This window comes from Pseudorhodobacter turbinis (assembly GCF_005234135.1).
Taxonomy (GTDB): domain Bacteria; phylum Pseudomonadota; class Alphaproteobacteria; order Rhodobacterales; family Rhodobacteraceae; genus Pseudorhodobacter; species Pseudorhodobacter turbinis.
This window is the reverse complement of sequence record NZ_CP039965.1, coordinates 317,543-336,993: the sequence shown is the minus strand read 5'-3', so window position 1 is coordinate 336,993 and position 19,451 is coordinate 317,543. Positions and strand designations below refer to the sequence as shown.

Annotated in this window: 17 protein-coding genes; 8 read left to right on the top strand and 9 right to left on the bottom strand. The window is 58.0% G+C overall.

The genetic code is table 11. The features are described from left to right. Window positions 1-3: 3 nt before the first annotated feature. The 3 genes from ligA to EOK75_RS21585 all read left to right on the top strand — a co-directional run bounded on the left by ligA (window position 4) and on the right by EOK75_RS21585 (window position 4,407). Window positions 4-2,115 (top strand): NAD-dependent DNA ligase LigA, encoded by a 2,112-nt coding sequence (ligA, locus tag EOK75_RS13940; RefSeq protein WP_137195791.1) that lies wholly within the window; start codon window positions 4-6, stop codon window positions 2,113-2,115. Continuing rightward, entirely contained in the window at window positions 2,112-4,199 is a 2,088-nt protein-coding gene (gene recG, locus EOK75_RS13935; RefSeq protein WP_137194711.1) for an ATP-dependent DNA helicase RecG, read from the top strand. Before ligA ends, recG begins: the two co-directional genes overlap by 4 nt. Before the next feature lie 85 nt (window positions 4,200-4,284). After that, window positions 4,285-4,407: a hypothetical protein gene (locus EOK75_RS21585; protein WP_276612540.1), complete on the top strand. Its 123-nt coding sequence runs from the start codon at window positions 4,285-4,287 to the stop codon at window positions 4,405-4,407. A 143-nt stretch (window positions 4,408-4,550) separates the two neighbouring features. Here the strand turns inward: EOK75_RS21585 and EOK75_RS13930 are convergent, their stop codons facing one another. Further along, complete coding sequence (locus EOK75_RS13930) at window positions 4,551-4,982, bottom strand: iron-sulfur cluster assembly scaffold protein (RefSeq protein ID WP_137194710.1); 432 nt, start codon at window positions 4,980-4,982, stop codon at window positions 4,551-4,553. A 97-nt stretch (window positions 4,983-5,079) separates the two neighbouring features. Here EOK75_RS13930 and hisI point away from each other — a divergent pair, with 97 nt between their 5' ends. Next, a complete protein-coding gene (hisI, locus tag EOK75_RS13925) occupies window positions 5,080-5,436 on the top strand; it encodes a phosphoribosyl-AMP cyclohydrolase (RefSeq protein ID WP_137194709.1) in 357 nt (118 codons plus the stop codon). Here the strand turns inward: hisI and gluQRS are convergent, their stop codons facing one another. The 6 genes from gluQRS to rocF all read right to left on the bottom strand — a co-directional run bounded on the left by gluQRS (window position 5,437) and on the right by rocF (window position 12,845). Further along, window positions 5,437-6,270, bottom strand: a complete 834-nt coding sequence (gene gluQRS, locus EOK75_RS13920) for a tRNA glutamyl-Q(34) synthetase GluQRS (protein ID WP_137194708.1) — start codon at window positions 6,268-6,270, stop codon at window positions 5,437-5,439. Then, entirely contained in the window at window positions 6,258-7,589 is a 1,332-nt protein-coding gene (gene trmFO, locus EOK75_RS13915) for a methylenetetrahydrofolate--tRNA-(uracil(54)-C(5))-methyltransferase (FADH(2)-oxidizing) TrmFO (RefSeq protein ID WP_276612539.1), read from the bottom strand. The genes gluQRS and trmFO overlap by 13 nt, the downstream gene beginning before the upstream one ends. 36 nt (window positions 7,590-7,625) lie before the next feature. After that, window positions 7,626-7,955, bottom strand: coding sequence for a hypothetical protein (locus EOK75_RS13910; RefSeq protein ID WP_137194707.1), 330 nt, complete (start codon window positions 7,953-7,955; stop codon window positions 7,626-7,628). Then, window positions 7,952-10,699 carry a DNA gyrase subunit A gene (gene gyrA, locus EOK75_RS13905; RefSeq protein WP_205965522.1) on the bottom strand — a complete coding sequence of 916 codons (2,748 nt, stop codon included), beginning with the start codon at window positions 10,697-10,699 and terminating at the stop codon, window positions 7,952-7,954. Before gyrA ends, EOK75_RS13910 begins: the two co-directional genes overlap by 4 nt. Before the next feature lie 168 nt (window positions 10,700-10,867). Next, on the bottom strand, window positions 10,868-11,911 hold the full coding sequence (locus EOK75_RS13900; RefSeq protein ID WP_137194706.1) for an ornithine cyclodeaminase: 1,044 nt from the start codon (window positions 11,909-11,911) through the stop codon (window positions 10,868-10,870). A 1-nt stretch (window position 11,912) separates the two neighbouring features. After that, complete coding sequence (gene rocF / locus EOK75_RS13895) at window positions 11,913-12,845, bottom strand: arginase (RefSeq protein WP_137194705.1); 933 nt, start codon at window positions 12,843-12,845, stop codon at window positions 11,913-11,915. 114 nt (window positions 12,846-12,959) lie between these two features. Between rocF and EOK75_RS13890 the strand changes: the two genes are divergently transcribed. From EOK75_RS13890 to EOK75_RS13875, 4 genes are all read left to right on the top strand, one after another. Beyond that, window positions 12,960-13,400 (top strand): Lrp/AsnC family transcriptional regulator, encoded by a 441-nt coding sequence (locus tag EOK75_RS13890; protein WP_137194703.1) that lies wholly within the window; start codon window positions 12,960-12,962, stop codon window positions 13,398-13,400. A 93-nt stretch (window positions 13,401-13,493) separates the two neighbouring features. Continuing rightward, window positions 13,494-15,467 (top strand): heme lyase CcmF/NrfE family subunit, encoded by a 1,974-nt coding sequence (locus tag EOK75_RS13885; RefSeq protein ID WP_137194701.1) that lies wholly within the window; start codon window positions 13,494-13,496, stop codon window positions 15,465-15,467. Then, the gene (locus EOK75_RS13880) at window positions 15,464-15,916 is read left to right on the top strand and encodes a cytochrome c-type biogenesis protein (protein WP_137194699.1); all 453 of its coding nucleotides are present in this window, start codon (window positions 15,464-15,466) and stop codon (window positions 15,914-15,916) included. Before EOK75_RS13885 ends, EOK75_RS13880 begins: the two co-directional genes overlap by 4 nt. Before the next feature lie 69 nt (window positions 15,917-15,985). Next, the gene (locus EOK75_RS13875) at window positions 15,986-16,762 is read left to right on the top strand and encodes an enoyl-CoA hydratase-related protein (protein WP_137194697.1); all 777 of its coding nucleotides are present in this window, start codon (window positions 15,986-15,988) and stop codon (window positions 16,760-16,762) included. A gap of 41 nt (window positions 16,763-16,803) precedes the next feature. Here the strand turns inward: EOK75_RS13875 and ilvN are convergent, their stop codons facing one another. Then, complete coding sequence (gene ilvN, locus EOK75_RS13870; protein ID WP_137194695.1) at window positions 16,804-17,364, bottom strand: acetolactate synthase small subunit; 561 nt, start codon at window positions 17,362-17,364, stop codon at window positions 16,804-16,806. Window positions 17,365-17,448: 84 nt separating this feature from the next. Next, window positions 17,449-19,203 carry an acetolactate synthase 3 large subunit gene (locus EOK75_RS13865; protein WP_137194694.1) on the bottom strand — a complete coding sequence of 585 codons (1,755 nt, stop codon included), beginning with the start codon at window positions 19,201-19,203 and terminating at the stop codon, window positions 17,449-17,451. Window positions 19,204-19,451 lie beyond the last annotated feature (248 nt).

The window sequence follows — 19,451 nt, the reverse complement described above, 5'->3', positions numbered from 1 at the left end:
GCTATGCAGGATCAAGATGTTGAAACGCTGACCGAAGTTGAGGCCAGCGCAGAGCTTGAAAGGCTTGCAGAGCTATTGCAGGCTGCCAATCTTGCGTATCACACGAAAGACGCGCCAGAAATTTCCGATGCCGACTATGACAAGTTCAAGCGGCGGAACCTTGCGATCGAGGCACGGTTCCCGCATTTGAAGCGGGCGGACAGCCCGTCAGATCAGGTTGGGGCAGTGGTCGCGGAGGGCTTTTCCAAAGTTGCGCATGAAGTGCCTATGCTGAGCTTGGGCAATGCCTTTGATGATACCGATGTCGAAGATTTTGAGGAACGCATCCGGAAATACCTTGGCCATAGCAGCCCGCTGGCTTTCACGGCTGAGCCCAAAATTGATGGCCTGTCGTTGTCTTTGCGGTATGAGCAGGGCAAATTGGTGCATGCGGCGACGCGTGGCGATGGTGCAGTGGGTGAAAATGTCACCGAGAATGCATGTACAATTTCTGATATTCCCCAAGTGCTAACGGATGCCCCCGACGTTTTGGAAGTGCGCGGCGAGGTCTATATGAGCCACGCAGATTTTCAGGCATTGAACGAACGGCAAACCGCGCGCGGGGGGAAAGTGTTCGCTAATCCGCGCAATGCAGCGGCCGGGTCACTGCGCCAGCTGGAATCAAGCATTACCGCAGCGCGCCCTTTGCGTTTTTTCGCCTATGCTTGGGGGGCGTTATCATCGCCCTTGGCAGATACCCAGATGGGCGCGATCAACAGGCTGAAATCGCTGGGGTTTCAAGTAAACCCGCTTACCATCTTATGCGACTCTACGGCCGCTATGTTGGCCCACTACCGCAAGATTGAAACCCAGCGCGCCACGCTTGGCTATGATATCGACGGGGTGGTTTACAAGGTTGATGACCTGACACTTCAGCGGCGTCTCGGATTTCGATCCACAACGCCTCGCTGGGCAATCGCGCATAAATTTCCGGCAGAGCTGGCTTGGACGCGCCTGACGGATATCAACATTCAAGTTGGCCGCACTGGCGCGCTTTCACCCGTTGCCAGATTGGATCCCGTTACTGTTGGCGGGGTTGTTGTGTCCAATGCTACGCTGCATAATGAAGATTACATCGCGGGTCGGGACAGCAAAGGTGCCGAGATTAGGGGCGGCAAAGACATTCGCGTTGGTGATTGGGTGCAAGTTTACCGGGCCGGCGATGTGATCCCCAAGATTGCGGATGTCGATCTGTCAAAACGTCCAGCTGATGCCAAGCCATTTGAATTTCCGTCCGTTTGTCCGGAATGCAAATCCCAAGCCCTGCGAGAGGAGGGCGATGCCATTCGCCGTTGTAGCGGTGGGTTGATCTGCCCCGCACAAGCTGTTGAGCGGCTTCGTCATTTCGTGAGCAGGGCCGCTTTTGATATTGAAGGACTGGGCGCGAAACAGGTAGAGGCCTTCTACCGCGATGGCTGGGTGAACACGCCCGCTGATATTTTTACGCTTCGGACGCGCTTTGGAACGGGTTTGCAACAGTTAAAAAACCGCGAGGGCTGGGGAGAGAAATCAGCGCTCAACCTGTTTGATGCCATTGATGAGAAACGCAAAGTACCACTGAACCGGTTAATTTTCGCCCTCGGGATCCGCCATATCGGCGAGAGTTCGGCAAAGCTTCTGGCCAATCGCTATGCGAGCTGGGCCGCATTTGAAAATGCTATGACCCATGCCGAGATTGGCAAAGGCCCACAATGGGAAGAACTTTTGTCGATTGACGGGATTGGCGAGGTGCTCGCCGCCTCGGCCATTGCCGCTTTTCACAATGATCGCGAACGCGCGGCGATTGATGCGCTTGTCGCGGAATTGGAAGTACAGCCCGTGATTGCGCGCAGCCCAAGCGATAGCCCCGTGGCTGGAAAAACCGTGGTTTTCACCGGAACTTTGGAAAAAATGACGCGGGCAGAGGCCAAAGCGCGCGCAGAGAGCCTTGGCGCCAAGGTCTCGGGCTCGGTCTCGGCCAAGACGGATATTCTGGTTGCGGGTCCGGGAGCAGGGTCCAAGGCCAAGGCAGCGGCATCCTTGGGGGTTGAAATCATTGATGAAGATGGTTGGTTGTCATTGATAGGCGACGCATGAGCCGCCCTGAATGTCTCTTTCCGCTGTTTGCAGAACTCGAAACCCTGGAGGGGGTCGGACCGAAAACGGCGCGTGCTTTTGCGGGCCTCGGAGTCGAGAAACCGAAAGATCTGCTCTTTCTTTTGCCCCATTCCGGGATTGACCGCGCCCGCCGCAACTCTGTTCGTGATTTCACGCCGCCCACTGTCGTCACGGTAGAGGTAACGGTGGGCGAACATCATGCGCCGCGCAGCAAGGGGCGGCCTTACCGCGTCATGGTTGAGGATGCCGAGACTGAATTCCAGCTGGTTTTCTTTCACGCGCGCGGCGACTATTTGCAAAAGCTGTTGCCAACGGGCGAAAAGCGCCTTGTCTCTGGTCGGGTTGAGGCCTTTGAGGGCATCGTGCAAATGGTGCATCCGGATCATATTTTGCGGCCTGAAGATGCCGGTGATCTGCCCTCGTTTGAACCGGTTTACCCGCTGACCGCTGGCGTGACGCAAAAGCTGGTGGCCAAGGCCGCCGCATCAGCAATGGCGCGGATGCCCGATTTGCCAGAGTGGATTGATCCCTCACAAAAAGCACGCGAGGGCTGGCCTGATTGGGCCGAAGCTATTCGCTCTGGCCATGCCCCAACCAATAATGCCGATTTTGCGGCAACGGCCCCTGCACGCCAACGCCTTGCTTATGATGAGTTTTTCGCCCATCAGTTAACGTTATCGCTTGCCCGTGCATCCTTGCGTCGTGCCAAGGGGCGCGCGACGGTGGCGACGGGGCAGTTGCAAAAAACGGTGCTTGCGGCCCTTCCTTATGCGCCAACGGGCGCCCAATCACGGGCTGTTGCTGAAATCACCGCCGATCTGGCCGCGCCGGTGCGGATGAACCGCTTGCTGCAAGGTGATGTCGGTTCGGGCAAGACATTGGTGGCCTTCATGGCGCTTTTGGTGGCGGTCGAGGCAGGGGGCCAAGGCGTCATGATGGCGCCCACAGAGATTTTGGCGCGGCAACATCTGGCCGGTTTGCAGGAATTGGCCGCGCTGGTCGGCGTACGGTTAGAGCTGTTGACAGGCCGGGACAAAGGCACGGAACGCGCGCGCAAACTGGCCGATTTGGCCGAGGGGCGCATTCAGATCTTGGTTGGTACCCATGCCGTTTTCCAAAAAGACGTATTTTTTCAAGATCTTCGACTGTCCATCATTGATGAGCAGCACCGTTTCGGCGTCTCGCAACGGATGGAACTGGGGGCAAAAGGGCAGGCGGTCGATGTCTTGGTCATGACCGCAACGCCGATCCCGCGCAGCCTCGCACTTGCCAGCTACGGCGATATGGATGTCTCGGTTTTGGATGAAAAACCGCCGGGGCGCAAACCGGTGCAAACCGCTTTGATTTCGACCGGTCGGTTGGATGAGGTGGTCGAGAAGCTCCGCCAAGCAGTGGCAGATGGGCGGCAGGCCTATTGGGTTTGCCCCTTGGTGGAAGAGAGCGAATTTCTCGATTACGCCTCGGCGGAGGCGCGGTTTGTGCAACTGCGTGCCGCATTGGGCGAAGGCGTGGTGGCGATGGTGCATGGCCAGATGCCTGCGGCGGAAAAAGATGCCGCGATGGCGGGGTTTGCGATCGGGCACACCAAAGTTTTGGTTGCGACCACGGTGATCGAGGTTGGCGTGAACGTTCCGAATGCATCGATCATGGTGATCGAGCGCGCGGAAACTTTTGGCCTTGCGCAGTTGCACCAGCTTCGGGGGCGCGTTGGGCGCGGCGCGGCCCAATCGACCTGTCTGCTCATGTATCAATCCCCACTGAGCGAGACGGGCGAGCGTCGCCTGAAAGTGCTGCGCGATACCGAGGACGGCTTTCGGATTGCGGAAGAAGACCTTGCCATGCGCGGCGCAGGGGACCTGATCGGCACGGCACAATCGGGCCTTCCGCGGTTTCGCGTCGCGGATATGGAACGTCAGACCGCCCTTATGGCCATTGCACAATCGGACGCACGCAAACTGCTGCATGATGATCCAGCCCTAACATCGGCACGCGGGCAGGCCGTGCGGATGCTGTTGTGGCTGTTGGATCAGGATCGCGCGATCAGGCTTATCTCTGTGGGATAGCCAGTTTTTCCAGAATGTTCCTATAAAGTTCTTTACAAGGCGTTAATGCTGTGAGAACAATACGGGAACAAGCAAGGAGGTTCCTATGATCGCAGAGATTAAAGCCGTCGCACTTCGTTCGTCTGCAACACTTTTGGAGGATGGGTTGGGCGTTGTCGCGCTGTTCGCACTTTTGGTTGCCGGGCTCTCCTTGCCCTCTTTTATCTGACTACTGCCCGCGTTTTGTTGCCTTGGGCGTTCGCACTTGCCCCAGCTCGTGCCACGCAACTGCCGGGGTTGTCCCACCCCACTGCCGCGCCCAATAAAGACGCTTCCTTGCCGCCGCCAGCTTACCAGCTCGCGGCGGCCTTTTTATGCGGTCTCGGCAGCCTCGGCAGCTGCTGTAATTGCAAGCAGAATCGAGGCGTGGCGATTGCGGAAATCACGTGCCGGTTGCAAGGCGGCGAAACCGTCAAACGGGGCAGGTGGGACCGGACCCTCTTCGGACAGCATCTTGTGCAGTGCATCACGCGCATCGCCTAGCTCTGCCGCGGTGCATCCAATGATCGCATGTCCGACAATGGCGGCCGCTGCCTGACCCAAAGCGCAGGCCTTCACATCCTGCGCAAATTCCGCGATGCGCCCGTCGGCCATCACCACATCCACCGTCACCACCGAACCACATAGTGGAGAGCGTTTGCGCACAGTGGCCTGCGGGTTTTCCAGCCGCCCGACATGTGGGATATCGGCTGCCAGCTCCAGAATGCGCCCGGAATAAAGCTTCATCATTTCGGTATCACTCATCGTGGGTCTTTCTTTGACTATGGCAGGCAGGGGCTTTCCGCCCGCTACAATTGCGCATAGATAACGCCCAACACGCCCGATGCAAAGGAGAAGCCCGATGTCATTTGACCTCGCAAGCCTGAAATATGACGCCAATGGTCTTATTCCCGCGATCGCGCAGGATCATGCCACGGGCGAAGTCCTTATGCTGGCATGGATGAACGCCGAAAGTCTGGCGCGCACAATCGCCACGGGGCAGGTCACCTATTGGTCGCGCTCACGTAATGCGTTCTGGGCCAAGGGCGAAACCTCGGGCCATGTGCAGCGGTTGATCGAGCTGCGCTTTGATTGTGATCGCGATTGTCTGTTGATGCAGGTGGATCAAGCCGGCCCGGCCTGCCACACCAACCGGCGTTCGTGCTTTTACACCGTCGTGGAAAATGGCGAGGAAAAGATCACCGCAGACCCGATGTAATCAAAGCCCGACCATCTGCCGGATATCGGTAGGGCTGCGCCCCTCGGCCCGATATTTCGCCAATGCGCGGGCGTCATCACGTTTCGCCAAGCGTTTTCCCGCCGCGTCCCTGATTAGGGTGTGGTGGTGGTATTCCGGTGTTGGCAGCCCGAAAAGACGCTGTAACAACACATGAATTGCTGTGGCTTCAAACAGGTCTTCCCCCCTGACAACATGGCTGGTCCCAAGCTCTGCATCGTCCAGCACCACGGAAAGGTGATATGAGGTGCCCATATCGCGCCGCGCTAGCACGATATCCCCAATGCCGTTCAGATAATCTGCCTTGTCCATCTCTATCCTTCCAGCATGGCGTGGACCGGTTTCGGTAAAGTTAAGATCATCTACCAAATCCAAAGCGGTAGCCATATTCAGCCGTAAAACGCCATCCTTGCGCTGCAAATCGCGGCATGTCCCCGGATAGATCAGCCCATCAGGCCCAAAGGGCATGGCGCCTTCTTGTGGTGCACTCATCGCCGTTTCGATATCGCGGCGGGTACAGGTGCAATGATAGAGCAGCCCACGCGCCCAAAGCGCATCAAGTGCGGCCCCGTATACCGCAAGCCGCTTCGACTGACGCATCACCGGGTCCGGCCAATCCAGCCCAAGCCAGTGCAAATCATCATAGATCTGCGCCTCCCATGAGGCACGGCTGCGGGCACGGTCAATATCTTCGATTCGCAGCAAAAAACGCCCGCCCGCAGCCCGCGCCATATCAGCCGCAAGCATCGCAGAATAGGCATGGCCAAGATGGACCGGCCCGGTCGGTGATGGCGCGAAACGGGTTACGAAAGCCACGCCTGAAACGCTTCTTTGGCGCGGTCGGTATAGGCCTTGTAGCGGTCTTTACGTCCGCGCCGCCCACCTTTGGCGTCAATCGGGGGAAAGAGGCCAAAATTCACGTTCATTGGCTGGAAGGTTTTTGCATCCGCTCCGCCCGTGATATGGGTAATCAGCGCGCCCATTGCGGTTTCGGGCGGCGGTGGCGGCACATCTTGCCCCAGCAGTTCTGCCGCAGCCATCCGGCCCGCAAGCAGCCCCATCGCAGCACTTTCTACATAGCCCTCCACACCAGTAATCTGGCCCGCAAAGCGGATATTAGGGTGAGAGCGTAGGCGCATCTGCTCATCCAGTAGCGTGGGGGAATTGATGAACGTGTTGCGGTGAATGCCGCCAAGGCGGGCAAATCTTGCCTCATGCAACCCAGGAATCATTTTAAAAACAGTCGATTGCGCGCCATACTTCATCTTGGTTTGGAAGCCGACGATATTGTAAAGCGTGCCCAGTTTATTGTCGCGGCGCAGCTGTACCACGGCATAGGGCTTCTTCTCGGCATGCGGGTTGGTCAGGCCAACGGGCTTCATCGGGCCAAAGCGCAACGACTCGCGCCCGCGTTCGGCGATCACCTCAATCGGCAGGCAACCATCGAAATAGCCAGCGGTTTCGCCTTCATGAAACTCTGCCTTTTCTGCCGCCAAAAGCGCATCAATAAATGCCTCGTATTGTTCACGGTCCATCGGGCAATTCATATAGGCGGTTTGCTCTTCCTCGGTCTCGCCCTTGTCGTAACGGCTTTGCATCCAGGCGACTGACATATCGACCGAATCCGCATAAACAATTGGCGCAATGGCATCGAAAAAGGCCAGCGCATCGGCGCCGGTTGTTGCGCGAATGCTCTCGGCCAGCGCGCCAGAGGTCAAAGGCCCCGTCGCGATGATCCACTTTCCTTCTGAAGGAAGTTCTGTAACCTCTTCATAAGAAACTGAAATCAAGGGATGAGCTAACACTTTGGCGGTAACTGCTTCGGAAAAGAGATCGCGGTCAACGGCCAGCGCGCCACCTGCGGGCAACCGGTGCGCGCGGGCGGTTTCCATGATGATCCCGTCAGCCGCGCCCATTTCCCAATGAAGCAGGCCAACGGCATTGCGTTCGTCATCATCAGAACGGAAGGAGTTGGAGCAGACCATCTCAGCCAGATTGCTGGTGCGATGGGCGAAAGTCTCAACCTTGGGCCGCATTTCATGGATCACCACGCGAACACCCATATTTGCCGCCTGCCAAGCAGCCTCAGACCCGGCCATGCCGCCGCCAATGATGTTCAGAGTTTCGGTTTCCACGCAGGTTTATCCTTCATCATATTGTAAAACATAGATTTAACGCGAGGCGGCCCGTTTGAAAAGCGCCGCGCGTTCGGCGGCAACAAACCCCGCCTCATCGCCCCCGTCAAAGCGGCCAAGTCGGATTGCCGCCTCAAAAAAACCTTTTGCGGGCAGGCCATTTCCGGTTTTTGCGCGGCATAACGCGGCACGAAACGGGTGACCTTTGGCGGCATCCTCGAGCATCAGCGCCTCCAGCTGGGCTGTCAGCTTGGCGATGCTGCCGGGGCCGGGGATGGCCAGCGCTTGCGCCAATGCGCCATAGCCGATCACCCCCTCTTTGCCCGCCAGATCATCCAACACCAATGCCAGATTAGGGCCGGTCATTCTGCCTCTGCTGGTCCTTCGGTCACGGCTTCGGATGCATCTTCATCCCCTTGATCGGCCACACGCGCAACCGAGACGACGAATTCGCCTTCTGCCGTGCTAAAGACCTTAACGCCACCCGCAGCCCGTGACCGGAAGGAAATCCCTTCCACCGGCACCCGGATGGATTGGCCGGTAGAGGTGGCCAACATCACCTGATCGGACCGTTCAACCGGGAAGCAGGCAATCAGCGCGCCATTGCGGCCGGCCATGGCCTTCACACCTTGGCCCCCACGCCCACGCACGGGGTAATCATGGCTAGAGGAAAGCTTGCCCGACCCGCCTTCTGTAATCGTCAGGATCAGGTCTTCTTGCGCCTTCATTTCGGCAAAGCGTTCTGATGGCAAGTCACCTACAACGGCGGCATCTTCATCCTCTGACTCAACATCATCGGCTAAGCCCTCTTGCTGACGACGCATTTTGAGATAGGCGGCACGCTCATCTGGGGTGGCATCAGAATGACGGATCACCGACATAGAGACAACCTTATCCCCATCAATCAGCCGCACACCGCGCACACCGGTCGATCCGCGGCTTTTAAACACACGCACTTCGGTTGTCGGAAAGCGGATCGCGCGACCGCCCGAGGTGACCAGCATGATGTCGTCATTCTCATCGCAAATCCGGGCATTGACCAGCGAGACACCTTCGGGCAAGCGCATCGCAATTTTGCCGTTGCGCATGACATTGGTGAAATCCGACAGGGCGTTTTGGCGCACATCACCGTCCGAGGTGGCAAAGAAGATCTGCAAATCATCCCATTCGGTATCGGGCACATCCACCGGCAGAATTGCCGCAATCGACACGCCGGTTTGAATTGGCAGGATGTTCACAATCGCCTTGCCGCGCGCGTTGCGACCGGCAAGCGGCAGGCGCCAGCATTTCAATTTGTAGACCATGCCATCGGTCGTGAAGAACAAAAGCTGGGTGTGTGTATTGGCCACAAACAGCGTGGTCACCACATCATCTTCCTTGGTGGACATCGAGGAAAGTCCCTTGCCCCCGCGCTTTTGGGCACGGAATTCGGCCAAGGCCGTACGCTTGATATAGCCGCCAGAGGTGATGGTCACGACCATATCCTCACGCTCGATCAGGTCTTCGTCATCCATATCGCCCGACCAGTCCGAAATTTCGGTCCGGCGTGGCACGGCAAAGAGGTCGCGCACTTCGCGCAGTTCATCGCAGATGATCGCCATGATCCGGTCGCGGCTGCCCAGAATTTCGAGGTAATCCTTGATCTTGGCGGCCAGCTCGGCCAGCTCGTCGGTGATCTCATTTACGCCAAAGGCGGTCAGACGCTGCAAGCGCAGGTCCAAAATTGCACGGGCCTGAATTTCCGACAGGTTGTAAGTGCCGTCTTCATTCACTTTATGCGAAGGGTCGTCTATTAGCTTGATAAAGGGGATAATTTCCCCCGCAGGCCAACGCCGCGTCATCAAACGTTCACGCGCCTCAGCCGCATCGGCCGAGGACCGAATAGTTTGCACCACCTCATCAACATTGGACACAGCGACGGCCAGACCGCAAAGAATATGGCTGCGTTCACGCGCCTTACGTAGCTCAAATGCAGTGCGGCGCGCAACAACTTCTTCGCGGAAGCCGATGAAATAAGACAGAAAATCCCGCAGCGTCAGTTGCTCTGGACGTCCACCATTCAGCGCCAGCATGTTGCAGCCGAAGTAGACCTGCATGGGCGAGAACCGGAACAGCTGGTTCAGCACCACATCCGCCGTCGCATCGCGCTTCAGCTCAATCACCACGCGCACGCCGATCCGGTCGGATTCGTCTTGCACATGGGCGATACCTTCGACCCGTTTTTCACGAACCAGTTCGGCGATCTTTTCGATCATCGTGGCTTTATTGACCTGATAGGGGATCTCGTCGATGATAATCGCCCAGCGGTCCTTGCGGATTTCTTCAATCCGCGTTTTAGCACGAACGACAACCGAACCGCGCCCTTCCAGATAGGCTTTGCGCGCACCGGCGCGGCCAAGGATAACGCCCCCTGTGGGGAAATCCGGCGCTGGAATAATCTCCATCAACGCCTCGGTCGAGATGTCGGGATTGGCGATCATCGCCAAGGTGCCCTCAATCACCTCACCAAGGTTATGGGGCGGAATATTGGTCGCCATACCAACAGCAATCCCGCCGGCCCCATTGACCAGCATATTGGGATAGCGGGCAGGAAGCACCGTCGGCTCCCGGTCCTTGCCGTCATAGTTGTCTTGGAAATCAACGGTGTCTTTGTCGATATCGGCCAAAAGATAGTTGGCCGTTTTGGCCATACGCACTTCGGTATAACGGAAAGCCGCCGCCTTATCGCCGTCCATCGAGCCGAAGTTGCCCTGACCGTCCAACAGCACCAAGGACATCGAAAAACTTTGCGCCATCCGCACCAGCGCGTCATAGATCGCGCTATCGCCGTGGGGGTGATATTTGCCCATCGTATCGGCCACAGGGCGCGAGGATTTGCGATAGGGTTTGTCGACCGTATTGCCAACCTCATTCATCGCGTAAAGAATGCGGCGGTGCACTGGCTTCAAACCGTCCCGCAGGTCGGGGATGGCGCGGCTGACAATCACGCTCATCGCGTAATCCAGATAGGCCGTTTTCATTTCATCGACGATGCTTACCTGCGGCCCTGCGTGGGCCATCCGCTCAGGCATTGCATCAGGGACTTCAGTATCTTCCGGACGGTCTGTCACGTCTGCCGCTCTTTCTTTCCCGGCCCCGCCAAGCAGGGCTATATCTAGCTTGCCAGACTATAGACCATCCCTGATATGGGGTGCAATGCCACCAAGGCCCCCAAGGGGCCCAATAGGGCCCCAAAAACCCGATTTAACACTGGTTTGCGGGTGAACCGGCAGCCAATCCTAGGCAGAGCGCAGCAACATGCCGAAAAGGTCGCGTGGATCATCCGGATCGGCGATCATATCGAGCTGCTCAAACAGTCCAGTTTCGGCCAATTTCCCATGGATGTAACGCAGCGCCGAGAAATCTTCGATGGCAAAGCCGACGGAATCAAACAATGTGACCTCGGTCGGGCTTTTGCGGCCTTGCCCTTCACCGGTGATGACCTGCCACAGCTCTGTTACCGGATGATCGGCTTCCATCTGCTGAATCTCGCCCTCGATCCGAGTTTGGGGCGGGTATTCAACAAAGATAGACGAACGCAGAAGGATATCGCGGTGCAGTTCCGTCTTGCCAGGGCAATCGCCGCCGATGGCGTTGATATGCACGCCCGCGCCAACCATATTATCGGTCAGGATGGTGGCATATTGCTTGTCGGCGGTGACGGTGGTGATGATCTGCGCGCCCTCAATCGCCTCTTGCGGGGTTTTGCAGGCAGTCAAGGTGATCCCGCGCCCCTCAAGATTGGCCATGCATTTGGCGGTGGCTTGGGCATCGACGTCATAGAGGCGAATTTCCTCGATCCCGCAGATCGCCTTGAAGGCCAGCGCTTGAAATTCCGACTGGGCGCCATTGCCGATCAGGGCCATGACCTTGGCCCCTTTGGGTGCCAGCCATTTCGCGGCCATCGCACTGGTCGCGGCGGTGCGCAGGGCCGTCAGGATGGTCATTTCCGTCAAAAGAATTGGATATCCGGTTCCTACATCTGCCAAAAGCCCAAAGGCTGTAACAGTTTGCAGGCCCTTCTTCATGTTGGAAGGGTGCCCGTTCACATATTTGAACCCGTAGGTTTCCCCGTCCGAGGTTGGCATCAATTCGATAACGCCAACATCGGAATGGCTTGCCACCCGCGGGGTCTTGTCAAATTTCGGCCAGCGGCGAAAATCATCCTCGATCTCGCCTACCAGATCGGCCAGAACGCGCTCAACGCCAATCTGAAGAACCAGCTTCATCATATTGTCTACGCTTACAAAAGGCACATAGGCCTGCTTTGAGGGAAGGTTCATTTCATGCTCCGGAATAGCTGCGGGTGGGGCGGTCAAACACCTTGCGCCCCATAAGGGATGCGACCAGATCGACCATCAGACGCGCTGTGCGGCCGCGATCGTCCAAAAAGGGGTTCAGTTCCACTAGATCAAGCGAGGTGACAAGCGCGCTTTCATGCAAAAGCTCCATCACCAGATGCGCCTCGCGAATCGTGGTGCCGCCGGGAACGGTGGTGCCAACGGCGGGCGCGATCGACGGGTCCAGAAAATCCACATCCAGGGAGACATGAAGCATGCCACCCGCCGCTGCGACCTTATTCAGGAAATCACGCAGCGGTTTAACGATGCCGTGTTCATCCAGAACCCGCATGTCATTGATTTCAATGTCATGATTCAATAGCGCCGCATGCTCCGCCGGATCAACTGAGCGGATACCGAAGAGGCAGATATTTTCCGGCGGGATCGGGGCGGGAAAGGGGCCAAAGGCGTCAAAGCCATCGCGGCCTGTGCAATAGGCAACAGGGGTGCCATGCAAGTTTCCGCTGGTCGTGGTCAGGGGGGTGTGGAAATCAGAATGCGCATCAAGCCAAAGTAAAAACAAAGGCTTACCCTTGGCCGCCGCATGCGCAGCCGCCCCCGCGACCGAGCCGAGCGCGAGCGAATGATCGCCGCCCATGATGATGGGGAAGCCTGCATCCAGCGCCTCATCTGTGGCCTTGCGCAGGGCATTCGCCATGCCGACCACCTCGGCCAGTGAATGCACGGCCGGGTTGGGGCATTGCGCGTCATGATCCGGCACAACTGCCACGTCACCGCGATCCTCAACGCCGTGGCCTAGCTCTTGCAAGGCTTGGGGCAGCCCCGCCACACGGTAGGCCGCCGGCCCCATAAGACAACCGGGGCGACGTTGGCCCTCATCAATCGCGGCGCCGATAAGAATGCAGGTCTTGGCCATTGGGCCCTCCGATAACTGTTTCCCAATATTTGCTTGGCTTGTCTGGCAGAATGAAGCTATATTTTTGCCAATGTGAATGCTTGATTGTGCGTTTTGATAAAAGGCTTTGCCATTATGGATGATACAGATCAGGCTCTGATTGCCGAGCTGCGTCGGGACGGCCGCGCCTCTTTATCCGAACTGGCCGCCCGATTGGGCCTTGCACGGGCGACCGTGCGTGTCCGTATGGAACGCTTGCAAACCGCCGGAGAGATTGTCGGCTTTACCGTGCTGACGCGGGGGGATGTTGCCTCTGCCCCTGTGCGCGCCCTGATGATGATTGCAATCGAGGGGCGCGGGGCCGAGAAAACCATGGCGCGGCTCTCTGGCATACCGGCAGTTCAGGCAGTCCATTCGACCAATGGCAGGTGGGATTTGATCGCAGAGATTGGCACCGCCACCTTGCCCGACCTTGATGAGGTGATGTTTAGGGTGCGCGAGATTGACGGTGTTGTGACATCAGAAACCAATCTTTTGCTGTCCACCCGCCGCGCGGCCCCGCGCAAAACGGTTTGAGCGTCTTCACAACCCTGCGACGGCTTAACGCAGCCCCATTGGCCCCACGCGATTTTCGCGCTAGGTTGGCGCAGTGTATAACAGGATAACCCCATGATCGTTGAACTCGGCCATTTCGCCCTCATCCTCGCGTTCTTTGTGGCGCTGATTCAAACGGTGATGCCGCTTATTGGCGCGCAAAAGCGGTGGTCCGGCTGGATGGCTGCGGGGGAGGCCGCGGCGAGCGTGCAATTCCTGCTGTTAACCTTCAGCTTTGCAGCCCTCACCTATGCTTTTGTGACTTCGGATTTTTCGGTCAGTTTGGTGGTTTCCAACTCTCACACCTTAAAACCGATGCTTTATAAGGTGTCGGGCGTTTGGGGGAACCATGAGGGGTCCTTGCTGCTGTGGTCGTTGATTTTGGCGCTGTTCGGGGCTTCGGTCGCGTGGTTTGGCAGCAACCTGCCGCCCACTTTGCGGGCGCGGGTTTTGGGGGTGCAGGGCAGCATCGGCGTGGCCTTTTTGGCCTTTATGCTGCTGACATCAAACCCTTTTCTGCGTTTGGAAGTGCCGCCCTTCAACGGCCAAGACCTGAACCCTTTGCTGCAAGACCCCGGTCTCGCTTTCCATCCACCGTTCCTCTACCTCGGCTATGTCGGTATGTCGGTGGCGTTCTCCTTTGCGGTGGCCGCCCTGATCGAGGGGCGCGTTGATGCGGCATGGGGCCGTTGGGTACGCCCTTGGACTTTGGCTGCCTGGATTTTCCTGACCATCGGCATCGCTTTGGGGTCGTGGTGGGCGTATTATGAACTTGGCTGGGGTGGTTTCTGGTTCTGGGACCCGGTCGAAAACGCAAGCTTTATGCCATGGTTGATCGGGGCAGCCCTACTGCATTCCGCGATCGTGGTGGAAAAGCGTGAGGCATTGAAAGCATGGACGATCCTGCTGGCGATTCTTGCCTTCGGGTTCTCGCTTATCGGGACGTTTATCGTGCGCTCTGGCGTAATCACCTCGGTGCACGCCTTTGCCAATGACCCCGAGCGCGGCGTGTTCATCCTGCTGATCCTTGCGTTTTTCATGGGCGGGGCGCTGATGCTGTTCGCCGCCCGTGCCAGCGCGATGGAGGCCAAGGGCCTCTTTGCCCCCGTCAGCCGTGAAAGCGCGCTGGTTGCCAATAACCTGCTGCTGGCCGTGTCTTGCATGGTGGTTTTCGTCGGCACCATCTGGCCCTTGGTGGCCGAGCTGGTCTGGGACCGCAAGCTAAGCGTCGGAGAGCCGTTCTTCAACGCCGCCTTCACGCCCTTCATGGTGGCCTTGGCGCTGCTGCTGCCCTTGGGCGCGATCATGCCGTGGAAGCGCGCAGTGATTGGCCGTTCTTTCCGTCCTTTGGTGCCTGCCTTGGTGCTGGCGGTGTCTATGGGGCTGTTGGCCTATGCGGTGCAAACGGGGCGTTCGGCGCTTGGGCCGGTTGGCTTGGGGCTTGGATCTTGGGTTGTGTTCGGGGCGTTGACGGATTTGTGGCAACGTTCGGGACGCGGGTCGCTTGGCAACCGTTTGGGTCGCATCATGCGTCTGCCGCGCGCTGATTGGGGCAAGGCAACTGCGCATAGCGGTTTTGGCATCACTGTCTTTGCAGTATCGGCAATGATGGCGTGGCAGGTTGAAGATATCCGCACGATGAACATCGGCGAAAGCTTTGATCTGAAAGGTTATACCGTCACGCTGACTTCGGTCGAGGATGAGCTGGGGCCGAACTATTACACCACGATGGCGGCCTTTGATATTTCCCGAAACGGCAAGCCTGTGTCCACTGTTCACCCTGAAAAACGGGTCTATCCGGTGGCAGGTATGCCCACGACCGAGGCCGGAATCGATTACGGCTTTACCCGTGACCTTTATGTTGTGATCGGGGATGCGCAAGACAACGGCTCTTGGGCGGTGCGCAGTTATTTCAAACCCTTTGCCAACTGGATTTGGGGCGGGGCAATTTTGATGTCATTGGGCGGATTCATCAGCCTTGCCGACCGGCGTTACCGTGTCGCGGCGGGCAATCGCGCCGCAAAAATCAAGGCGGTGCCTGCGGAATGATACGTGCTCTTTTTCTCTCGGCCGCTTTGATCGCCACACCTGCTTTGGCGGTGCAACCCAATGAGGTCCTTTCCGATCCGGTGCTGGAGGCCCGCGCGCGGGCGCTGTCCAAGGACCTGCGTTGCCTTGTCTGTCGCAATGAAAATATTGACGACAGCAATGCCGACCTTGCACGCGACCTGCGGCTATTGCTACGCGAACGGCTGGTTGCAGGCGATAGCGACGCTGCCGCGATTGACTATATCGTGGCGCGTTACGGCGAATATGTGCTGCTGAACCCGACGTCAAAAGGGTCCAACCTGTTGCTGTGGATTGCGGGGCCGTTGATGCTGTTGCTGGGCGGCGGGATTGCCTTTGCCTATGTCCGCCGCCGCAATGGTGCAGAGGCCGCGGTGGTTGAACTTTCCGCCGAAGAAGAAAAGCGTCTGGCCGAAATTCTCAAAAAGTAACGTACCGTCCCGCTTGGTGAACCGTGGGCGGGCTGGCTATATTGGGCCGATAGCCAAAGGAGATTTTGCATGAATTACGACACCATCACCTATGCCGAGGCGGACGGCCTTGGCATCATTACCCTCAACCGGCCGGAGGTGATGAATGCGCTGTCCAGCCAGATGCGCGCCGAACTTTTGCATGCGGTGAAGGCGGCGGGAAAATCGGCGCGGGCCTTGGTGTTGACGGGGGAAGGGCGCGCGTTTTGTTCGGGGCAGGACCTTGGGGATGCCGCCAGGATTGATGATATCGACCTGGAGCGCACGCTGCGCGATGAGTATGAGCCGTTGCTGCGCGCGATTTATGACTGTCCGGTGCCGACGATTTCTGCGGTCAATGGCGCGGCGGCGGGGGCAGGGGCGAACCTTGCGCTGGCGGCAGATGTTGTGATCGCCGCACAATCGGCCAGTTTCATTCAGGCCTTTACCCGCATCGGGTTGATCCCGGATGCAGGCGGCACCTATTGGCTACCGCGCCAGATCGGGGCGGCCCGTGCGATGGGGGCGGCGCTTTTTGCAGATAAGATCAGTGCCGATCAGGCCGCAAGCTGGGGGATGATCTTTGAATCCATCCCTGATGACGCCTTCGAGGCGCATTGGCGCGCGCGGGCAAACCATCTGGCAAAGGGGCCCACGGCGGCTTATCGTGGGGTAAAGACCGCTATCCGCGCCAGCCATGGCAACACGCTGGATCAACAGCTGGCGCTGGAGGCAAAGTTGCAAGGGGAATGCGGCCAAACCCATGATTTCAAAGAAGGCGTCATCGCCTTTCTTGAAAAACGTCCCGCCCGCTTTGAAGGGCGCTAAGCGCAGGCCATCCGCACGAACCCGCGCGGATGGCGCAATTTTCAGGCGCCGCGCGAGAGGGCCGCAACCCCGGTCCGCGCGATTTCCATTAGGCCCAAGGGGCGCATAAGATCGGCAAAGGCATCGATCTTTTCCGGCGTTCCTGTCATCTCGAACACAAAGCTGCTCAGGGTGCTGTCGACCACATTGGCGCGGAAAATTTCGGCCAGACGCAGTGCCTCGATGCGCGCATCGCCCTTGCCCGTCACTTTGAACAGCGCCAGTTCGCGTTGTACCGAGGGGCCTTCAACCGTTAGGTCATGCACTTCGTGGACGGGCACAATCCGGCCCAGCTGCGCTTTGATCTGCTCAATCACCGGCGGCGTGCCGCGCGTTACAATGGTGATCCGTGAGCGGTGGCCCTCGTGGTCAATCTCGGCCACGGTCAGGCTGTCGATGTTGTAGCCGCGTCCCGAAAAAAGCCCGATCACTCGCGCCAGAACACCGCTTTCGTTATCGACCAGAACCGCCAAAGTATGCTGTTCAATTATATCGCCATTCGGGTCGCGCAGTTCATAGGCGGAATGGCTGGTGGAACCTTGTTTGATATTGAGCGCCGACATCGGGTTCGCCCTTTCTGTTCGGTAAAATTGTCCTTGGGGGCAGGGGGCCACATCAGCCCCCTACACGATCCTGGAAGTGCGGCCCTAAACCAGAACGGCACCCGTGGCACCGATCACGCCCTGGGTTTCGGCATCCCCGAGCAGCATCTCGTTATGGGCCTTGCCCGACGGGATCATCGGGAAGCAATTCTCATGCTTTTCAACAAGACAATCAAAGATCACCGGCCCGTCATATTGGAGCATCTCCATGATGGCATCATCCAAATCGGCCGGATCAGAGCAACGGATCCCCTTGCAGCCAAAGGCCTCGGCCAGCTTCACGAAATCAGGCAGGCTTTCGGACCAGCTTTGCGAATAACGTTCACCGTGCAACAGCTGCTGCCACTGGCGGACCATGCCCAGACGTTCATTGTTGAGGATGAACTGCTTGGCAGGCGCCTTGAACTGAACAGCCGTGCCCATTTCTTGCATGTTCATCAGCCAAGAAGCCTCACCGGCGACGTTGATCACCAGCGCGTCGGGATGCGCGATCTGCACCCCGATAGAGGCCGGCAACCCGTAGCCCATCGTGCCCAAGCCGCCGCTTGTCATCCAACGGTTCGGGTCCTCAAAGCCAAGGAACTGTGCGGCCCACATCTGATGCTGGCCCACCTCGGTGGTGATGTAGCGGTCCATCCCCTTGGTCAGCGCCTCAAGCCGTTGCAGGGCATATTGGGGCTTGATGATCGTGTCCGAGGTTTTGTAGGTCAGGCATTTCACCGCGCGCCATTCCTCGATCTGCTTCCACCACGTCGCCAGCGCGGGCTTGTTCACCTTGCGGCCGCGCGCCTTCCAAAGACGCAGAGCATCTTCCAGAATATGGCCGACATCGCCGAGGATCGGCACGTCAACACGGATCACCTTGTTCAGGCTGGAGGCGTCGATATCGACATGCACCTTGCGGCTGTTCGGGCTGAAATCGGGGATGCGCCCGGTGATCCGGTCATCAAAACGCGCGCCAATATTGAGCAACAAATCACATCCGTGCATCGTCAGATTGGCTTCATAGGTACCGTGCATGCCCAGCATCCCCAACCACTTGTCGCCCGAGGCAGGATATGCCCCCAGCCCCATCAGCGTAGAGGTGATGGGAAAGCCGGTTGCCTCTACAAATTCACGCAACAACTGGCTTGCGGCGGGGCTGGAGTTGATAACGCCGCCGCCGGTATAAAATACGGGCCGTTCTGCGGTTTCCATCATCTCAACCATGCGGGTGATCGCTTCCAGATCGCCCTTCAGCTTGGGCTGATAATGCGACACTTTGGCCTTTTGCGGGCCGGAATAATCAGCGGTGGCAAACTGAACATCCTTGGGAATGTCGATCAGCACCGGGCCGGGACGGCCCTTGGTAGCAATATGAAATGCCTGATGGATGGTTTCCGACAGGTTGGCCGTGTCTTTGACCAGCCAATTATGCTTTGTGCAGGGGCGGGTGATGCCCACTGTATCGGCCTCCTGGAACCCGTCCGTCCCGATCATAAAGGTCGGAACCTGCCCCGACAGCACCACCAGCGGGATGCTGTCCATCAGCGCATCGGTCAGCCCCGTCACCGCATTTGTCGCACCGGGGCCAGAGGTCACAATCACCACGCCGGGCTTACCCGTAGAGCGGGCATAGCCTTCGGCCATATGCACAGCCCCTTGTTCATGCCGCACAAGGATATGGCGAATGTGGTTTTGCTGGAAAAGAGCGTCATAAATCGGCAAGACTGCCCCGCCGGGGTAGCCAAAGACCACCTCAACGCCCTGATCCCTCAAGGCTTGAACCACCATTTCCGCGCCAGTCATTGCCTGTGCCATCAAATCTATCCTTTGTTGCCGCCCAATCGGCGGCCTTATCGCAACAAAAAACCCCCGGGGTTAAGACGGGGGCGCAAGGGGGAAGGGAAATGTGTTTCCGCTACCGGCCCGAACGCCTTTTAATAATGACGACGACAAGATCGTTCATGTCCTAAGCCCCTTTAAGTTTAATGGACCATATGTTGATGAAAAAGGCGCGTCAACACCGAAAAATTGCAATAAAGTATCCCTGACGGTCCATTTTGTTT